The organism is Belnapia rosea (assembly GCF_900101615.1).
GTDB lineage: Bacteria > Pseudomonadota > Alphaproteobacteria > Acetobacterales > Acetobacteraceae > Belnapia > Belnapia rosea.
This window is the reverse complement of sequence record NZ_FMZX01000011.1, coordinates 1-15093: the sequence shown is the minus strand read 5'-3', so window position 1 is coordinate 15093 and position 15093 is coordinate 1. Positions and strand designations below refer to the sequence as shown.

At 70.5% G+C, this 15093-nt stretch carries 18 protein-coding genes; 9 read left to right on the top strand and 9 right to left on the bottom strand.

What is annotated here, in order from left to right:
• Positions 1 to 8: 8 nt before the first annotated feature.
• The 4 genes from BLR02_RS17310 to BLR02_RS17295 are packed head-to-tail and all read left to right on the top strand — an operon-like array spanning position 9 to position 5301.
• Positions 9 to 1301 (top strand): ArgE/DapE family deacylase, encoded by a 1293-nt coding sequence (locus tag BLR02_RS17310; protein WP_090565371.1) that lies wholly within the window; start codon positions 9 to 11, stop codon positions 1299 to 1301.
• Positions 1302 to 1305: 4 nt separating this feature from the next.
• The gene (locus BLR02_RS17305; RefSeq protein WP_090565374.1) at positions 1306 to 2565 is read left to right on the top strand and encodes a Zn-dependent hydrolase; all 1260 of its coding nucleotides are present in this window, start codon (positions 1306 to 1308) and stop codon (positions 2563 to 2565) included.
• A complete protein-coding gene (locus BLR02_RS17300) occupies positions 2562 to 3803 on the top strand; it encodes a M20 family metallo-hydrolase (protein ID WP_090664074.1) in 1242 nt (413 codons plus the stop codon). The genes BLR02_RS17305 and BLR02_RS17300 overlap by 4 nt, the downstream gene beginning before the upstream one ends.
• 4 nt (positions 3804 to 3807) lie before the next feature.
• Positions 3808 to 5301, top strand: coding sequence for a M81 family metallopeptidase (locus tag BLR02_RS17295; protein WP_090565376.1), 1494 nt, complete (start codon positions 3808 to 3810; stop codon positions 5299 to 5301).
• 59 nt (positions 5302 to 5360) lie between these two features.
• Here BLR02_RS17295 and BLR02_RS17290 read toward each other — a convergent pair whose 3' ends face one another.
• From BLR02_RS17290 to BLR02_RS17270, 5 genes are all read right to left on the bottom strand, one after another.
• Positions 5361 to 5771 carry a hypothetical protein gene (locus tag BLR02_RS17290; RefSeq protein ID WP_090664073.1) on the bottom strand — a complete coding sequence of 137 codons (411 nt, stop codon included), beginning with the start codon at positions 5769 to 5771 and terminating at the stop codon, positions 5361 to 5363.
• A gap of 50 nt (positions 5772 to 5821) precedes the next feature.
• Entirely contained in the window at positions 5822 to 6751 is a 930-nt protein-coding gene (locus BLR02_RS17285; protein WP_090664072.1) for a sugar kinase, read from the bottom strand.
• A 12-nt stretch (positions 6752 to 6763) separates the two neighbouring features.
• Entirely contained in the window at positions 6764 to 7393 is a 630-nt protein-coding gene (locus BLR02_RS17280; RefSeq protein WP_090565381.1) for a bifunctional 4-hydroxy-2-oxoglutarate aldolase/2-dehydro-3-deoxy-phosphogluconate aldolase, read from the bottom strand.
• A gap of 84 nt (positions 7394 to 7477) precedes the next feature.
• Entirely contained in the window at positions 7478 to 7762 is a 285-nt protein-coding gene (locus BLR02_RS17275) for a hypothetical protein (protein WP_090565383.1), read from the bottom strand.
• A gap of 64 nt (positions 7763 to 7826) precedes the next feature.
• A complete protein-coding gene (locus BLR02_RS17270; protein WP_176849640.1) occupies positions 7827 to 8267 on the bottom strand; it encodes a DUF3429 domain-containing protein in 441 nt (146 codons plus the stop codon).
• 120 nt (positions 8268 to 8387) lie between these two features.
• Between BLR02_RS17270 and BLR02_RS17265 the strand changes: the two genes are divergently transcribed.
• Positions 8388 to 9698 (top strand): hemolysin family protein, encoded by a 1311-nt coding sequence (locus BLR02_RS17265; protein ID WP_090565387.1) that lies wholly within the window; start codon positions 8388 to 8390, stop codon positions 9696 to 9698.
• Positions 9699 to 9711: 13 nt separating this feature from the next.
• Here BLR02_RS17265 and gpt read toward each other — a convergent pair whose 3' ends face one another.
• Together gpt and BLR02_RS17255 are read right to left on the bottom strand one after the other, a co-directional pair.
• Positions 9712 to 10188 carry a xanthine phosphoribosyltransferase gene (gene gpt, locus BLR02_RS17260; RefSeq protein WP_090664070.1) on the bottom strand — a complete coding sequence of 159 codons (477 nt, stop codon included), beginning with the start codon at positions 10186 to 10188 and terminating at the stop codon, positions 9712 to 9714.
• A gap of 1 nt (position 10189) precedes the next feature.
• Complete coding sequence (locus tag BLR02_RS17255; RefSeq protein WP_090664155.1) at positions 10190 to 10531, bottom strand: tRNA-binding protein; 342 nt, start codon at positions 10529 to 10531, stop codon at positions 10190 to 10192.
• A 119-nt stretch (positions 10532 to 10650) separates the two neighbouring features.
• Here BLR02_RS17255 and ggt point away from each other — a divergent pair, with 119 nt between their 5' ends.
• Genes ggt through BLR02_RS17240 form a run of 3 tightly spaced genes read left to right on the top strand, consistent with a single transcriptional unit; the run spans position 10651 to position 14256 of the window.
• Positions 10651 to 12264: a gamma-glutamyltransferase gene (ggt, locus tag BLR02_RS17250; RefSeq protein ID WP_218127455.1), complete on the top strand. Its 1614-nt coding sequence runs from the start codon at positions 10651 to 10653 to the stop codon at positions 12262 to 12264.
• Positions 12265 to 12268: 4 nt separating this feature from the next.
• Positions 12269 to 12763, top strand: a complete 495-nt coding sequence (locus BLR02_RS17245; RefSeq protein WP_090664069.1) for an O-acetyl-ADP-ribose deacetylase — start codon at positions 12269 to 12271, stop codon at positions 12761 to 12763.
• Entirely contained in the window at positions 12760 to 14256 is a 1497-nt protein-coding gene (locus BLR02_RS17240; protein WP_090664068.1) for an amidase, read from the top strand. Before BLR02_RS17245 ends, BLR02_RS17240 begins: the two co-directional genes overlap by 4 nt.
• Positions 14257 to 14259: 3 nt before the next feature.
• Here the strand turns inward: BLR02_RS17240 and BLR02_RS17235 are convergent, their stop codons facing one another.
• Positions 14260 to 14511, bottom strand: a complete 252-nt coding sequence (locus BLR02_RS17235) for a hypothetical protein (protein WP_090565395.1) — start codon at positions 14509 to 14511, stop codon at positions 14260 to 14262.
• A gap of 85 nt (positions 14512 to 14596) precedes the next feature.
• Positions 14597 to 14851, bottom strand: coding sequence for an Lrp/AsnC family transcriptional regulator (locus tag BLR02_RS17230; RefSeq protein WP_090565397.1), 255 nt, complete (start codon positions 14849 to 14851; stop codon positions 14597 to 14599).
• Between the two features lie 159 nt (positions 14852 to 15010).
• Here BLR02_RS17230 and BLR02_RS17225 point away from each other — a divergent pair.
• A partial coding sequence (locus BLR02_RS17225) for a hypothetical protein (RefSeq protein ID WP_143018185.1) occupies positions 15011 to 15093 on the top strand: 83 nt, incomplete at its 3' end.

Genomic DNA, 15093 nt, shown 5'->3' with positions numbered 1-15093 from the left:
GAAATGCCATGAGCCAGAGCCTCGATCCCGGCGCGCGCCGCGCCATCCTCGATGCCGTGGATGCGCTGCGCGAGGACAGCGTCGAGACGCTGAAGCGCCTGGTCCGCTGCCCCTCGACGCTCGGCAACGAGCAATCGGCGCTGAACGAGATGGCGCGGATCTATGAGGGGCTCGGCCTTGCCGCGCGCCGGGTGCCGACGGTGCCGGCGGAGCTTGCCGGCCATCCCGGCTTCTCGCCGCCGCTGATCTCCTATGAGGGGCGCGACAATGTCGTCGCCCTCCATCAGCCGAGGGAGAGGCGCGGCCGCAGCCTTACCCTGCAGGGCCATGTCGATGTGGTGCCCGAAGGGGCGGCGGATATGTGGGCGACCCCGCCCTATGAGCCGGATATCCGGGACGGCCGCATGTATGGCCGCGGCGCCGGCGACATGAAGGCCGGCATCGTCAGCTACGTCACCGCCTTCAAGGCGCTGCGCCTGGCCGGGCTGCAGCCGGCCGCCGAGGTGCAGATGCAGTCGGTGATCGAGGAGGAGTGCAGCGGCAACGGCGCGCTCGCCGCCATGCTGGCGATGCCGAAGACCGATGCGGTCATCATCCCCGAACCGGGGCCGGGGCTCGACGCGCTCTACACCGCCGAGGTCGGCGTGGTCTGGGCCTGGGTGACGGTCTCCGGCCGCCCCGCGCATGTGCGGGACATGCAGGCGGGGGTGAATGCGATCGAGGCGGCGACCATCATCGCCGGCGCCTTCAAGGACTATGAGCGGGAGATGAATGACGGCTCCCGCATCCACCCCGCCTTCCGCGGCGTGAACCATCCGGTCAACGTCAATCTCGGCACCATTGAGGGCGGCGAGTGGAACTCCTCGGTCGCCACGCGCTGCCGCATCGGCCTGCGCGTCGGGGTGATGATGGGCTATACGGCGGCGCAGACGCGGGCGGATATCGAGCGGCTGGTCGAGCAGGCGAGGGGGCATGAGCGGCTGCGCGGCGCGCAGGTGCGCCTGGAATTCAAGGGCTTCATGGCCGACCCCTGTGTTTTCGATACCGATGCGGCCATCGTCCAGCTCGCGCGTCGCTCCTATGCCGAAGCCACGGGCGGCAGCCTGCGGGACTATCCGGCGACGGGGTTGACGGATGGGCGCTTCTTCACGCTGTACCAGGATACGCCGGTTGCCTGTTTCGGCCCGGATGCGGTGGATATCCACGGCATCGACGAGAATGTCGGGCTCGAGAGCATGCACGGCATCACCCGCACCATTGCCCTCGCCATGGCCGAGTGGTGCGGCCTTGAGAAGGCCTGAGCCCATGTCCGCATCCAACCTCCCGCTCTCCGGCACGCGGCTCTGGGAGAGCCTGATGGAGATGGCGAAGATCGGCGGCACGCCGAAGGGCGGCTGCAACCGGCAGACCCTGACGGATCTCGATGCCGAAGGGCGCGCGCTGTTCCAGCGCTGGGGCGAGGCCTGCGGGCTGACCCTCACCGTCGACCGCCTCGGCAACATGGTCTTCCGCCGCGAGGGCAGGGACCCGAGCCGTGCCCCCGTCGCCATCGGCAGCCATCTCGACACCCAGCCGACGGGCGGGAAATTCGACGGCGTGCTCGGCGTGCTGGCGGGGCTCGAGATCATGCGCGCCCTGCACGAGGCGGGGGCGGAGACCGAGGCGCCGCTGCTGCTGATCAATTGGACCAATGAGGAGGGCGCGCGCTTCTCCCCGCCCATGATGGGCAGCGGCGCGGCCATGGGCCTCTTCACCGAGGCTGAGATCCTGGCCAAGCGCGCCGCCGACGGCGCCGTCTTCGGCGAGGAGCTGCGGCGCATCGGCTGGCAGGGCGAGGCGGACCCGGCCGAGCTGCAGAAGGTCGGCGCCTATCTCGAGCTGCATATCGAGCAGGGCAAGCTGCTGGAGGATGCCGGGCTCGATGTCGGCATCGTCACCCATGCCCTGGCGCAGAGCTGGTTCGAGGTCACGGTCGAGGGCGAGGACGCGCATGGCGGCTCGCCCATGGCCGGGCGGCGGGACGCGATGATGGCTGCGGCGCCCCTCATCGCCGCCGTCGAGGAGATTGCGCTCGGGACGCTCGCCCCGAATGGCGAGCCCGGCCGCGGCACGGTCGGCGTGGTCGAGGTCTATCCCGCCTCGCGCAACGTGGCGCCGAGCCGCGTCTTCTTCAGCGTCGATTTCCGCCACAGCGACCCGGATGCGCTCGGCCGCATGGGCGAGGCGCTGGCGGCGCGCGGGGCGGAGATTGCTGCCGCCCGCAAGGTGACCGTGACGGTCGCGCCCTTCTGGCACTCGCCGCTGACGCCCTTCGACGACGCGCTGGTGGGCCGCGCCCGCGACGGCGCCCAGGCCCGAGGCCTTCGCTACGGGGAATTGCCAACCGCCATCGGCCACGATGCCGTCTACATGGCGCGCAAGGTGCCGACGGTGATGGTCTTCACCCCCTGCCATGGCGGCCTCTCGCACAACGAGGCGGAAAGCATCACGCCCGAATGGGCGACGGCCGGGATGCAGGTGCTGGCCGATGCGGCGCTGGCGACGGCAGGGTTGGTCCGGCCATGAACCTGCCGCTGTCGCCCGACCGGCTCTGGAGCAGCCTGATGGCGATGGCGGCCATCGGCGCGACGCCGGAGGGCGGCTGCAACCGCCCGGCGCTGTCCGCCCTCGATGGGGAGGCGCGGGCGCTGCTGGCCGAATGGGGCCGGGCGGCGAGCCTTGCCGTCACGGTGGACCGGCTCGGCAACATGATGCTGCGGCGGGAGGGGCGGGACCCCTCGCGGCGGCCGGTGCTGGTCGGCAGCCATCTCGACACCCAGCCAACGGGCGGGAAATTCGACGGGCCCTATGGCGTGCTGGCCGGGCTCGAGATCCTGCGCGCCCTGCAGGACTCCGGCGCCGAGACCGAGGCGCCCATCATCCTGGTGAACTGGACCAGTGAGGAAGGCTGCCGCTTCAGTCCCTCGATGATCGGCGCCGCCGGTGCCATGGGCGTGCTGCCCGAGGCGGAGGTGCTCGACCGCCGCGCCATCGATGATGGCGAGCGCTATGGCGATGCCCTGGTGCGCACCGGCTGGGGCGGCCCCGCCGACCCGGCCGCCTTGCAGGATGCCGCCGCCTATTTCGAGGCGCATATCGAGCAGGGCCCGGTGCTGGAGGCGGAGGGTTACGACCTCGGCATCGTCACCGCCGGCTTCGCCACCGAGCGCGCCATGGTCCGCGTGCTGGGCAAGGACAGCCATGCCGGTACCACGCCGATGGAGATGCGCCAGGATGCGTTGCTCGCCGCGGCCGAGATGATGGGGGCGGCCGAGCGCATCCTGCTCTCCCGCGCACCGGAGGGCCGATGCACGGTCAACCGCGTCATCGTCGAGCCCGGGGCCGATGGCGTGGTGCCTGGCGGCGCTCGCTTCGCCATGGATTACCGCCACCCCTCGACTGGGACGCTGCAGGCGCTTTGGGCCGAGGCCGATGACGCCTTCGGCGCCATCGCCGCCCGCCGCAAGGTGGCGGTCTCGCGCGAAACCTACTGGGCCTTCCCGCGTGTCGAATTCGATGCGGACCTTGCCGGGCGGCTGCGCGCCGCCGCCGCGCGGCACGGGGCGCGCCACCGCGACATGCTGAGCGGCGCCGGGCATGATGCCTATCATGCCGCATCCCGCATGCCGGCGGTGATGCTCTTCATTCCCTGCCATGGCGGCATCAGCCACCACCCGACGGAATCGATCTCCCGCGAATGGGCCGAGATCGGGCTGCGGGTACTGGCCGATGCCGTGATCGAAACCGCGAACGCCCCAGGATAGACGCATGCGCATCGCCATCGGTGGCTTCCAGCACGAGAGCCATTCCTTCGCCCCGCTGCCAACCGGCTGGCAGGAATTCGTCCGCCCGGGCGGCTTCCCCGGCCTGCAACGCCCGGCGACGCTGATCGAGACGTTGCGACCGACCTCCGTACCCTGCGCCGGCGCCATCGAGGTGGCGGAGGCGGCGGGTGTCGTGCTCGCGCCGCTCACCTGGTGCTTCGCCAATCCGGCCGGCCCGGTGACGGCCGAGGCATTCGAGCGCATCGCGGCGCTGATGGTGGCCGCCCTGTCGGACGCGCTGGAGGAGGGCCCGCTCGACGGCATCTATCTCGAGCTGCACGGTGCCATGGTCGCGGCGGGCTTCGACGATGCCGAGGGTGAGCTGCTGCGGCGCATCCGCGCCGTCGTCGGCCCGGAGCTGCCGATCACCGTCAGCCTCGACCCGCATGCCAACATGACGCGGGCGATGACCGGTTGCGCCGATGCGCTGGTGCCCTATCGCACCTACCCGCATGTGGACATGAAGCCGGCCGGTGCCCAGGCGATGCGGCTGCTGCTGGAGCGCATCCGCCGCGGCCGCCCCTGGGCGAAGGCCTTTGCCGAAGTCGATTTCCTCATCCCGCTGACCATGCAATGCACCATGGTGCCGCCCATGTCCGGCGTGCTGGAGGAGCGGGAGCGCCTGGCCGCCGAGCATGGCGCGGCGGAGCTCGCCTTCTGCTTCGGCTTTCCCTATGCGGACTTCCCGGGCTGCGGCGTCGCCATCGCGGCCTATGCCGAGACGCAGGGCCAGGCCGATGCCGCCGTCGCCGCGCTGAAGGCCTATATGGATGCGCATGAGCCGGACTTCGCCGGCGGCGTCGCCCCGGCGGCGGAGGGTGTCGCCCAGGCCATTGCCATCGCGCGTGATGCCACGAAGCCCGTCGTCATGGCCGATACCCAGGACAATCCCGGCGGCGGCGGCCATGGAGACACCACCGGCCTGCTCGCCGAGCTCATCCGGCAGGATGCGCAGGGTGCCGTGCTCGGCCTCATCAACGATGCGGAGAGCGCGGCCGCCTGCCAGGAGGCGGGTGTCGGGGCGACCCTGGCGCTCTCGCTTGGCGGCAAGAGCGATGGGGCGCCGCTCGCCGTCACCGCGACGGTGGAGGCGCTGACGGATGGGCGGTTCACCTGCACGGGGCCCATGGGGCGCGGCAACCCGGCCGATCTGGGGCCGACCGCGCTGATCCGCGTCGCACCCGGCATCCGCGTGATCGTCGTCACCCGGAAGATGCAGGCGCTGGATCAGGCGCTGTTCACCCATATCGGCATCGAGCCACGGGAGCAGAAGATCCTGGCGCTGAAGTCGAGCGTGCATTTCCGCGCCGACTTCCAGCCGATCGCCGAGCAGGTGCTGGTGGTCGCGGCCCCCGGCCCCGTGGTGGCTGACCCGGCGACGCTGCCCTTCACCAATCTCCGCCCCAGCCTGCGGCTGAGGCCGGGCGCCAATCGCTGATGCCCGGCCGGTGACCATCAGCGGCGGCGCTGCACTCGGATGGTCGGGGCGCTGAGGCCTCAGCGGCGAAGGGCGCGTGCGATCTCCGCCCGCTGCAGCATGGCGGCGCCGGCCGGGCCGCTGAGGATGGCATTCATCCGCTCGACCTCGGGCCGCCGTGCCGCGCACCAGCGGTCGCGCTCCTCGCCGCCGCGGCCGAAATCGGGTGCCGCCATGCTGTGGAGGAAGGCGTCGCGCGCCGCGGTGCCGCCGATGCGTTCCTTCTGTTCGATCGCCGCCGTCTCGATCCGCGCCGCCCGGTCGAGGGTGGTGGCGGAGAGCGGCACACCGCAGGCCTGACCGGCCCGCACCAGCCCGCCGAGGGCCGGAACGCTGACCTCCGCAGCCGGCGAATCGAAGGGGATTGGCGCCACCTGCCGCTCCGGAGCGCAACCGAGCAGCAGCAGGAGAGGAAGAAGGGCACGGCGCATGGCCAGCGATAGCCCGGTTGTTGCGCGTAGGTAAGCGGCAATCGCCAGCGTCAGCCGGGTTCCGCCAGCAGGGCCTCCACCGCGGCGCGGCGGGGGATCGGCGCCACAGCGCCATAGCCAGTGGTCGACAGGGCAGCCGCGGCATTGGCGTAGCGCGCCGCGGCCACCGGGTCGGCTCCCTCGACGAAGCGGGCGAGGAAGGCGCCGGCGAAGGTATCCCCGGCGCCGGTCGCGTCCACCGCGGCGACCTTCCGGCCGCCGACCAGCACCCGGCCCTCCGGCCGGGCCACGAGCACGCCCTCGGCCCCCAGCTTCAGCAGCACCAGGGGGCAGCCCATGCCGAGATAGGCATCGGCGATGGCATCCGGCGCCTCCAGCCCGGTCAGCGCCCGGGCATCCTCAAGCGAGGGCAGGGCGATGTCGGCCTGGGCGATGGCCGCATGGATCACCGCTGCCGCCCGCGCCGCGGGCCACAGGCGAAGCCGGAGGTTGGTGTCGTAGGAGACCCGCACCCCCGCCGCCCTGGCGACGGCGATGGCGTGGAAGACCGCGTCGCAGGCGCTGGTCGAGATCGCCTGGCTAATGCCGGAGACATGCAGCAGCCGCGCCGCGCGGATGGCCGCCTCCGGCACATCCTCCGGCCGGTAGCGGCTGGCGGCGCTTCCGGTGCGGTAGAAGGTGAAATCATGGCCGCGCTCGTCATGGGTGACGATGTACATCCCCGTCGGCGCGTCGGGCCGGCGGAGTACCGTATCGGTCGAGACGCCTTCGCGTTGCCAGAGGGCCATGAAGCCGTCGCCCGGCCGGTCCTCACCGATGGCGGTGACGTAGCCGACGCTGGCACCGTTGCGGGCGGCGGCGATGGCGGCATTGCTGGTGTCGCCGCCCTGGCCTTCCAGATAGAGCACGCGCCCATCGGCGCTCGGCGGCTGCTGGTTCAGCTCCAGCATCGGCTCGCCCATGCAGAGGATGTCGGGCATGACGTCTGTCCCTCAGGCCTGCTCGATGCCCATGACCTCACGCGCGGCGCGAAGGATGGCGGATTTGTCGCCGGCCGCGATGCGGGACTCGTCGACCAGCTTGCCGCCGATGCCGACAAAGGCGGCGCCGGCCGCCAGATAGGCCGGGGCGTTGGAGGCATCGACGCCGCCGGTCGGGCAGAAGGCGACATCAGGGAAGACGGCGCGGACGGCCCGGAGATGCGCCGGCCCGCCGGCGGAGCTTGCGGGGAAGAGCTTCACCACATCGGCGCCGGCGGCCAGCGCGGCGCGGATCTCGGTCGGGGTCATGGCGCCGGGCAGGGCGGCGGCACCGGCGGCACGGGCAAGGGCGATCACCGCAGGGTCGACCCAAGGCGTCACCAGGAATTTTGCCCCGGCAGCGAGGCATGCCTCGGCCGCCCGCTCATCCGGCACGGTGCCGGCGCCGACCAGCAGGCCGGGCTCGCCGGCCAGCTCCTTGATCAGCGGCACCGCATCCGGCGTGGTGAGGGTGATCTCCAGCACCGAGAGCCCGGCCTCGCGGAGCCAGGCACAGGCGGTGATGGCATGCGCGGCGGTCGAGGTGCGGATCACGGGCACCACGCGGGCCCGGCGCAGCACCGGCAGCAGGGGATGGCTCATGGATATCGCGCTCCGCTCCCGCGACGCGGTGAGGCCCGGCGCCGCTGCCTATCGGGAGCGCGTTTCGGCGCCTGCCGCAAGGGGTCAGCCACGGGCGACGATCAGCATGGCATCCGCCGTCGCTTCGAGGCGCCGCGCCTCGGCATGGGCGGAGAGTGCTGCCTCCTGTGTTTCAGCGAGGGTATGGGCGTAGGCCTGCATCGACCGGTCGAGGCCCTGCACCGCGCCTGACAGGGTGCCGAGCTCGCGCCGCAGCCCGGCCATCGCAACGCCCTGCTCCGCGAGGGCTGCGTCCAGCGCACGCAGCGCCCGGCGCAGCCGGTCCTCCGGCTTTTCGGGGAAGGGGAGGATCTCGGCAGTCGGGGTCATGGCAGGCGCCTTCGCAATGTCTAATAAAATGTAAATTGTCTCATTGAAAAGGTAAACATCTTTATTAACCGTTCAGTGCCGCCGCTGCGCCCGCCAGCAGGCAGAGCGCCGCGCCGAGGCTGAGCGCCCAACGCAGCCGCATGTAGTCGGTGGGCACGAGGCCGTGGCGCGCGGCGAGGCTTTCGACGGAGGCCGTGGCCAGGATCCCACCGGCCAGCAGGGCAAGCCCCGGCACCGGTGGCAGCAGCAGCGCCGCCCAGGCGACCAGCGCCGGCACCACCCCAAGGCCGAGCCTCGGCGCGGCATAGCGGGCTTCCTCCGGCGGCGCGCGCAGCGCCAGGCCCCAATGGACCGCGCCGAGGAAGCTCAGGATCACCATGCCGTAGGCGGCGAGCGCGAAGAGGGCGAAGCCTCGCAACTCCGGCGGGAGCATCCAGGACAGCAGGGCGGTGGCGATGAAGGGCAGCAGGCCGGCGGCGCCGAGCCATCGGGCGGAGGGAGGCATGGAATTCATCCTGCCCAGATCGGGACCGCCGGCGGGAGGGCAAGGCCGGATCGCCTGCCCCTGGCCCTACCGTCACCGGTCGTGCCGACCTAGAAGGGGCGGCGGTATGAAGGAACAGTCATGGCGACCCTGATCGAGCTGGCGATCCTGCTGCTGCTGGTGGTGCTGAACGGTATCTTCGCGATGAGCGAGCTGGCCATCGTCTCGGCGCGGCGCGGCCGCCTGATGGCCATGCAGCGCCGGGGCAGCATCGGCGCCGAGGCGGCGCTCGCCCTGGCGGAGGACCCGCAGCGCTTCCTGCCCACGGTGCAGATCGGCATCAGCCTGGTCGGCATCCTGGCCGGCGTCTTCGGCGGCGCGCGGCTGGCAGGTCCCCTCGGCGAGGCACTCTCGGCCATTCCCGGGCTTGCGCCATTCGCCACCGAGGCTGCCTTCGCCCTCGTCGTCCTGCTGATCGCCTATACCAACCTCATCCTCGGCGAGCTGGTTCCGAAGCAACTCGCCCTGCGGGACCCGGAGCGGGTCGCCGTCGCCGTCGCCCGGCCGATGACGATCCTCGCCCGGGTCACCGGACCCATCGTCTGGGTGCTGAGCCTCTCCTCCAGCCTGGTCCTGCGGCTCTTCGGGCCGGCCCCGGCGGTCGAGCAGGCGGTCACGGAGGAGGAGGTGAAGGCAGTGGTCGCCGAGGGCGCGGAGGCGGGCGCGCTGGAGCATGAGGAGCGGCACATGATCGAGCGGGTGCTGCGCCTCGCCGACAAGCCGGTCCGCGCCCTGATGACGCCCCGCAACGACGTCGCCTGGATCGACCGCAACGCCGCGCCGCAGGACATCGCGGCGGCCCTCAGGGCGCAGGATGTGACGCGTTTCATCGTGGCCGACCGACGGATCGACAATGTGGTCGGCGTGGTGGTGGCGAAGGACCTGCTGGACCAGTCGCTGGAGGGAACGCCGCTCTCGCTCGCCAAGGTGCTGCGCCAGCCGCTGGTGCTGCCGGACAACCTCAACGCCCTCGATGCGCTCGACCGCATGCGGCATGACACCATCGGCATCGCCGTGGTGCTCGATGAATATGGCAGCTTCGAGGGGGTGGTGACCGCCTTCGATCTGCTGGAGGCGATCATCGGCGAGCTTGGCCCGGCCGAAACACCCCAGGAGTCAGGCGAATTGGTGACCCGGAGCGATGGAAGCCTGCTGCTCGAGGGCATGATGCCGAGCGACGAGCTGCGTGCCCGGCTCGACCTGCCGCCGCTGCCCTATCAGGGCAGCTACCACACCGTTGCCGGCCTGATGCTGGCCCTGCTGCGCCGCGTGCCGCGCGAGGGCGACCGCATCGTCTGGGCCGGCTGGCGCTTCGAGATCGTCGACATGGATGGGCGCCGGGTGGACAAGGTGCTGGCCAGCCGGGACGAGGGGCCGGGCGCCGCCAACTAGGGCAAGCCGGCGGCTACTTCCCCGCCTTGCGGGCGATCGGGGCGACGAATTGCGCCTCGGTATCCCAGGGGAAGAGGATCCAGGTATCCTGGCTGACCTCGGTGATGAAGGTATCGACCAGGGGCTTGCCGGCGGGCTTGGCATAGACCGTGGCGAGATGCGCCTGCGGCAGCAAGGCGCGAACCACCTTCGCGGTGGTGCCGGTATCGACGAGGTCGTCCACCACCAGCCAGCCCGTGCCGTCGCCGGCGGCGAGCGGTGGCTTCACCACCTGGGGCTGGCCCATGGACTCCTCGTCATAGGTGACGACGGAGACTGTCTCCAGCAGGCGGCATTCCAGCTCCCGCGCCACGATGGCGGCGGGGATCATGCCGCCGCGGGTGATGGCGACGACTCCCCTGAAAGGTCCGTGCTCCATCAGGCGCCAGGCCAGTGCCTTGCTGTCGCGGTGCAGCTGCTCCCAGCCAACGGTGTAGTATTTCTCGGCCATCTCAGAACATCCGCCCGCCCTTGGGGACAGCGAGATCGGGCTTCAGCAGGACGACGGCGCCGTTCTCGTCCGGCACGCCGAGCACCAGCACCTCGCTCATGAAGGGGCCGATCTGGCGGGGTGGAAAGTTCACCACCGCCACCACCTGCCGGCCGATCAGCCGGTCCGGCGTGTAATGCACGGTGAGCTGCGCGGAGGAGCGCTTCACCCCGATCGCGCCGCCGAAATCGACCCAGAGCTTGATCGCCGGCTTGCGAGCCTCGGGGAAGGGCTGGGCATCGATGATGGTGCCGACGCGAATATCGACCTTCTCGAAATCCGCATAGCTGATGGGGTCCGTCATGCGTTTGGAATAGCCCGCCGAGCGGAGGCGGGGCAAGGCGACTTGCCGAAACCCGCGGCTGCATCCAGAAACGGCCCAGAGCCGGGCATGACCCCAGGGCCAGAGGACGGACAGGACCCATGAAGCGCGATTTCCACGCCCCCGGCCGCAGCGCCGTCTATGGCACCCGCGGCATGGCCGCGACCTCCATGCCGATCGCCACCCTCACCGCCCTCGAAGTGCTCCAGCGCGGCGGCAATGCGCTCGATGCGGCCATCGCCGCCGTCGCCGTGCTCGGCGTGGTGGAGCCGCAGAGCACCGGCATCGGCGGCGACTGCTTCTGCCTCTACGCCCCGGCCGGCACCGGCAAGGTCGTTGCCATGAACGGCTCCGGCCGGGCGCCGGCGGCCTCGACGCCGGAGGCTCTGCGCTCCCGCCAGGTGAGTGCGCTCGAGCCGACCTCGCCGCATGTCGTCACCATCCCGACCGCCGTCTCGGGCTGGGAGCTGCTGAACAAGACCTATGGCCGGAAGGAGCTGGACGAGCTGCTGCGCCCGGCCATCCGTTGCGCCGAGGAGGGCTGGCCGGTCCATGCCCGTGTCGCCGCCGATTGGGCCACCGCCGCCGGCAAGCTGCGGGGCAACGCGGCCTCGGCGCGGCGCTTCCTGGTCGATGGCGAGGCACCGCGCATCGGCCACCGCTTCGTCCAGCCGGAGCTCGGCCGGACGCTGCGGACCATCGGCGCCAAGGGTGCGCGCGGCTTCTACGAAGGCGAGGTCGCGGCCGATATGGTGGCGACGCTACGCGCGCTCGGCGGCCTCCATACCGAGGAGGATTTCGCCCGCAGCCTGCGCGGGGCCGAATTCGTCGAGCCGATCAAGACGGCCTGGCGTGGGATGGAGGTCTATCAATGCCCGCCCAACGGCTCGGGCCTGCATGTCCTCCAGATGCTCGGCATCCTGGAAGGGTTCGACACGCCGGAGGCGGGACCGATCAGCGCCGAGCGCTACCATCGCCATATCGAGGCGGCGCGGCTGGTCTATCGTGACCGCGATGCTTTCCTCGCCGACCCGGCGCAGGTGGATGTACCTGTCGAGGCGCTGACCAACCCGGCCTATCTCGCGCGGCTCCGCGGCCTCATCAGCGACGAGCAGGCGATGCGGATGCTGCCGCCCGCCGGCACCAGCGACCTCGCGAAGCATAAGGACACGGTTTATCTCTGCGTCGTCGATGAGGAGGGCAATGCCTGCTCCTTCATCAACAGCCTCTTCGAGAGCTTCGGCAGCGGCATCCTGGCCGAGAATTCGGGCGTGATGCTGCATAATCGCGGCTACGGCTTCCGCCTGCAGGAGGGCCACCCGAATTGCATCGCCCCCGACAAGCGGCCGATGCACACCATCATCCCCGGCATGGTCATGAAGGATGGGGAGGCCATCATGCCCTACGGCGTGATGGGCGGGCATTTCCAGCCGATGGGCCAGACGCTGTTCCTGGCCAACCATTTCGAATTCGGCCTCGACGTGCAGGAGGCGATCGATTGCCCGCGCCTCTTCCCCTCGCCGGCCAAGGGCGTGGTCGAGGTGGAGCGGACCATTCCCTCCAGCGTGCTCGATCGGCTGAGCCGGCTCGGCCATGAGGTGGCGCTGATCGACAAGCCGCATGGCGGCGGGCAGGCGATCTTCATCGACCGCAAGGCGGGGCTGCTGGTCGGTGGCAGCGACCCGCGGAAGGATGGCTGCGCGCTGGGCTTCTAGCGCCATGCGGGCGCTGCAGGCCGATATCACGACCCTCGACGTCGATGCGGTGGTGACGGCGGCGAATGAGGGGCTGCACGGGGGAGGGGGCGTCGATGGCGCCGTCCACCGGGCGGCCGGGCCGGAATTGCTGGCTGCCTGCCGCCGCATCGGCGGCTGCCCCACCGGGGAGGCGCGGATCACCCCCGGTTTCCGCCTGCCGGCACGACATGTGATCCATGCCGTAGGGCCGGTCTGGCGCGGCGGGACGATGGGGGAGCCGGGGCTGCTCGCCTCCGCCTATCGCTCCAGCCTCGTTCTGTTACGGGAAGCGGGCGGGCGCTCCATCGCCTTCCCCGCCATATCCACGGGCATCTACGGCTATCCGCCGCAGCAGGCCGTCCGCATCGCCGTCGTCACGGTGCGGGAGAACCTGATCGCCCAAGGACCGCTCGACGTGGTCTTCGCCTGCTTCGACGGTCACACCCTTGCCCTCTACGAGAAGGAACTCGCCGGATGACCGAACCCTGCGACCTCAGCGCCCTCGAGGCACGCCGGCTGATCGGCCGCAAGGCGCTGTCCCCGGTCGAGTTGCTGGAGAGCTGCCTGCAGCGGATCGATGCGGTGAACCCGGCGGTGAATGCGATGGTCGCGCAGGATGACGAGGCCGCCCGCAGCGCGGCCCGCGCGGCCGAGGCGGCGGTGATGCGCGGCGAGGCGCTCGGTGCGCTGCACGGCCTGCCGGTCGGCATCAAGGATCTCTACGATGCCCGCGGCCTGAAGACGACGCATGGCAGCCCGATCTTCGCCGACTACGTCGCGCCCGAGGATTGCGGCATGGTTGCCCGCATCCGCGCCGCCGGCGGCGTCATCATCGGCAAGACCAACACACCGGAATTCGGCCTCGGCGCCAATACGCGCAACCGGGTCTGCGGCGCGACGGGCAATGCCTTCGACAATACCCGCTCGGCGGCCGGCTCCTCCGGCGGCTCGGCGGTGGCGCTGGCGACCGGCATGGCGCCGCTCTGTTCCGGGTCGGACACCGGCGGCTCGCTGCGCAACCCGGCCGCCTTCAACGGCATCGTCGGCTACCGGCCGAGCCCCGGCCTCGTCACCAATGAGCGGCGCCCGCATGGCTGGTCGCCGCTCCCGGTGCTCGGGCCGATGGCGCGCGATGTCGGCGATACCTGCCTGTTCCTGTCGGTCATGGCCTCCGACGATGCGCGGGACCCGCTGGCCTATACGCTTCACGCCCGCCCTGTCCGGGGCGAGCCGGCCCTGTTCAGCCCGCCGCGCAGCCTCGACCTCTCGACGCTGAAGCTCGCCTTCTCCGAGGATTTCGGCCAGGCGCCGACCGAGCATGTGGTGCGCGAGGCCTTCCGGGCACGGGTTGCCGCCATCGCTCCGTTCTTTTCTCGCGCCGAGGCCACGCATCCCGATTGCCGCGGTGGCGACGAGGCCTTCGAGGTGCTGCGCGCCCAGGGCGTGCTGACCGCCCATGCCGAGAAGGCCCGCACCCGACCGCAGGATTGCGGCCCGAACCTGATCGCCAATGTGGAGGAGGGGATGCGCTACAGCCTCGCCGACTCTGCCCGCGCCGCCGAGCTGCAGACGCGCATCTACCGCGATTTCCAGCGCTTCTTCGCCGAGCATGACGTGCTGATCACGCCCGCGATCACCATCAGCCCGCGCAACTGGCGAGAGCTCTACCCGAAGGAGATCGATGGTCAGCCGACCCGGACCTATTTCCACTGGCTGGCCATGGCCTATTACGTGACGCTGACGGGCCACCCGGCGATCAGCCTGCCCATGGGCACCGACGCCAAGGGCATGCCCTTCGGGCTGCAGATCGTCGGGCCGCGGGGCGGGGATGCCTTCGTGCTCGGCGTCGCCGCGGCGATCGAGGCGGCGTTCCGGGGCGACGCCAGCTTCGGCCGCCCGCTGCCCGACCTGGCAGCGCTGCGGAAGGCCCCGCCGATCAGCGGGATGCCGGAATTCCGCAGCTTCGGTTGAGGCTTACCAACCCCGATAGGGGCGCCCGTAGCCATGGCCGCCGCCATAGCCATAGCGCGGCGACGGCCGATAGCCACGATTGCCGTAATAGGGGCGCGGATTATCGGTCGCTGCACCGGCGACCAGCGCGGCCGCGACCCCGACCCCGGCGCCGACCAGCGCCGTATTGCCCCAATTCGTCGAACCATCGGGATTTTGGCACCCGGCCAGCGCCAGGCTGGCAGACAGCAGGGTGACGGCAGCGAGGCGGTGCATGGCGAGTATTCTCCTCCGGCTCAGGATATTGGTGCCGGGTTAAGGCAAGCTTTCGGCAAGGGCGCGGCCCTTCCGTGGCAAGGTTTCACGCCCGCGTGGCCGAGAAGGCATTGAAGGTCTGGAGGGTGTAGGTGTCCTTCACCCCCGGGACGGTCTGCAAGGTCTCGACCACGAAGAGGCCGATATCCTGCTCGGGTTCCAGGTAGAATTTCCCCATCAGGTCATATTGCCCGGAGATCGAATGCATCTCCGACAATTCGGGGATGGTGTCGGCCATGGTCCGGGCAACGCGATAAGCATGGCCCATCTCGCATTTGATCTGTACGAAAATGGCGCGCATCGGCCTCTCCTGCTCGCGGTCTCGGATAGGTTGTAGCGCGGTTCGGGCGGCAGCGAAGGCCCCCCTCCGGGCCGCTCTCCGTCTCGTTTCCTTGTAGGATAGGTGGCGGCAGTCTAGGCAGCGCGACAGACGGCACCCCTTTCGAACGGAGTATGCGCGATGAGGATTGCAGTTCTCGGGGCTGGCTATGTTGGGCTGGTGTCTGGTGCCTGCTTTGCCGAGTTCGGCATCAATGTCTGCAT

Bases quoted from the DNA above. Each gene is read 5' to 3' on its own strand.
- BLR02_RS17295 (WP_090565376.1), top strand. From the start codon at position 3,808: ATGCGCATCGCCATCGGTGGCTTCCAGCACGAGAGCCATTCCTTCGCC.
- BLR02_RS17240 (WP_090664068.1), top strand. From the start codon at position 12,760: ATGACCGAACCCTGCGACCTCAGCGCCCTCGAGGCACGCCGGCTGATC.
- BLR02_RS17285 (WP_090664072.1), bottom strand. From the start codon at position 6,751: ATGCCCGACATCCTCTGCATGGGCGAGCCGATGCTGGAGCTGAACCAG.
- BLR02_RS17270 (WP_176849640.1), bottom strand. From the start codon at position 8,267: ATGCCTCCCTCCGCCCGATGGCTCGGCGCCGCCGGCCTGCTGCCCTTC.
- BLR02_RS17310 (WP_090565371.1), top strand. From the start codon at position 9: ATGAGCCAGAGCCTCGATCCCGGCGCGCGCCGCGCCATCCTCGATGCC.
- BLR02_RS17245 (WP_090664069.1), top strand. From the start codon at position 12,269: ATGCGGGCGCTGCAGGCCGATATCACGACCCTCGACGTCGATGCGGTG.
- BLR02_RS17235 (WP_090565395.1), bottom strand. From the start codon at position 14,511: ATGCACCGCCTCGCTGCCGTCACCCTGCTGTCTGCCAGCCTGGCGCTG.
- BLR02_RS17265 (WP_090565387.1), top strand. From the start codon at position 8,388: ATGGCGACCCTGATCGAGCTGGCGATCCTGCTGCTGCTGGTGGTGCTG.
- BLR02_RS17300 (WP_090664074.1), top strand. From the start codon at position 2,562: ATGAACCTGCCGCTGTCGCCCGACCGGCTCTGGAGCAGCCTGATGGCG.
- BLR02_RS17280 (WP_090565381.1), bottom strand. From the start codon at position 7,393: ATGAGCCATCCCCTGCTGCCGGTGCTGCGCCGGGCCCGCGTGGTGCCC.
- BLR02_RS17230 (WP_090565397.1), bottom strand. From the start codon at position 14,851: ATGCGCGCCATTTTCGTACAGATCAAATGCGAGATGGGCCATGCTTAT.
- ggt (WP_218127455.1), top strand. From the start codon at position 10,651: ATGAAGCGCGATTTCCACGCCCCCGGCCGCAGCGCCGTCTATGGCACC.
- BLR02_RS17305 (WP_090565374.1), top strand. From the start codon at position 1,306: ATGTCCGCATCCAACCTCCCGCTCTCCGGCACGCGGCTCTGGGAGAGC.
- BLR02_RS17275 (WP_090565383.1), bottom strand. From the start codon at position 7,762: ATGACCCCGACTGCCGAGATCCTCCCCTTCCCCGAAAAGCCGGAGGAC.
- BLR02_RS17255 (WP_090664155.1), bottom strand. From the start codon at position 10,531: ATGACGGACCCCATCAGCTATGCGGATTTCGAGAAGGTCGATATTCGC.
- BLR02_RS17290 (WP_090664073.1), bottom strand. From the start codon at position 5,771: ATGCGCCGTGCCCTTCTTCCTCTCCTGCTGCTGCTCGGTTGCGCTCCG.
- gpt (WP_090664070.1), bottom strand. From the start codon at position 10,188: ATGGCCGAGAAATACTACACCGTTGGCTGGGAGCAGCTGCACCGCGAC.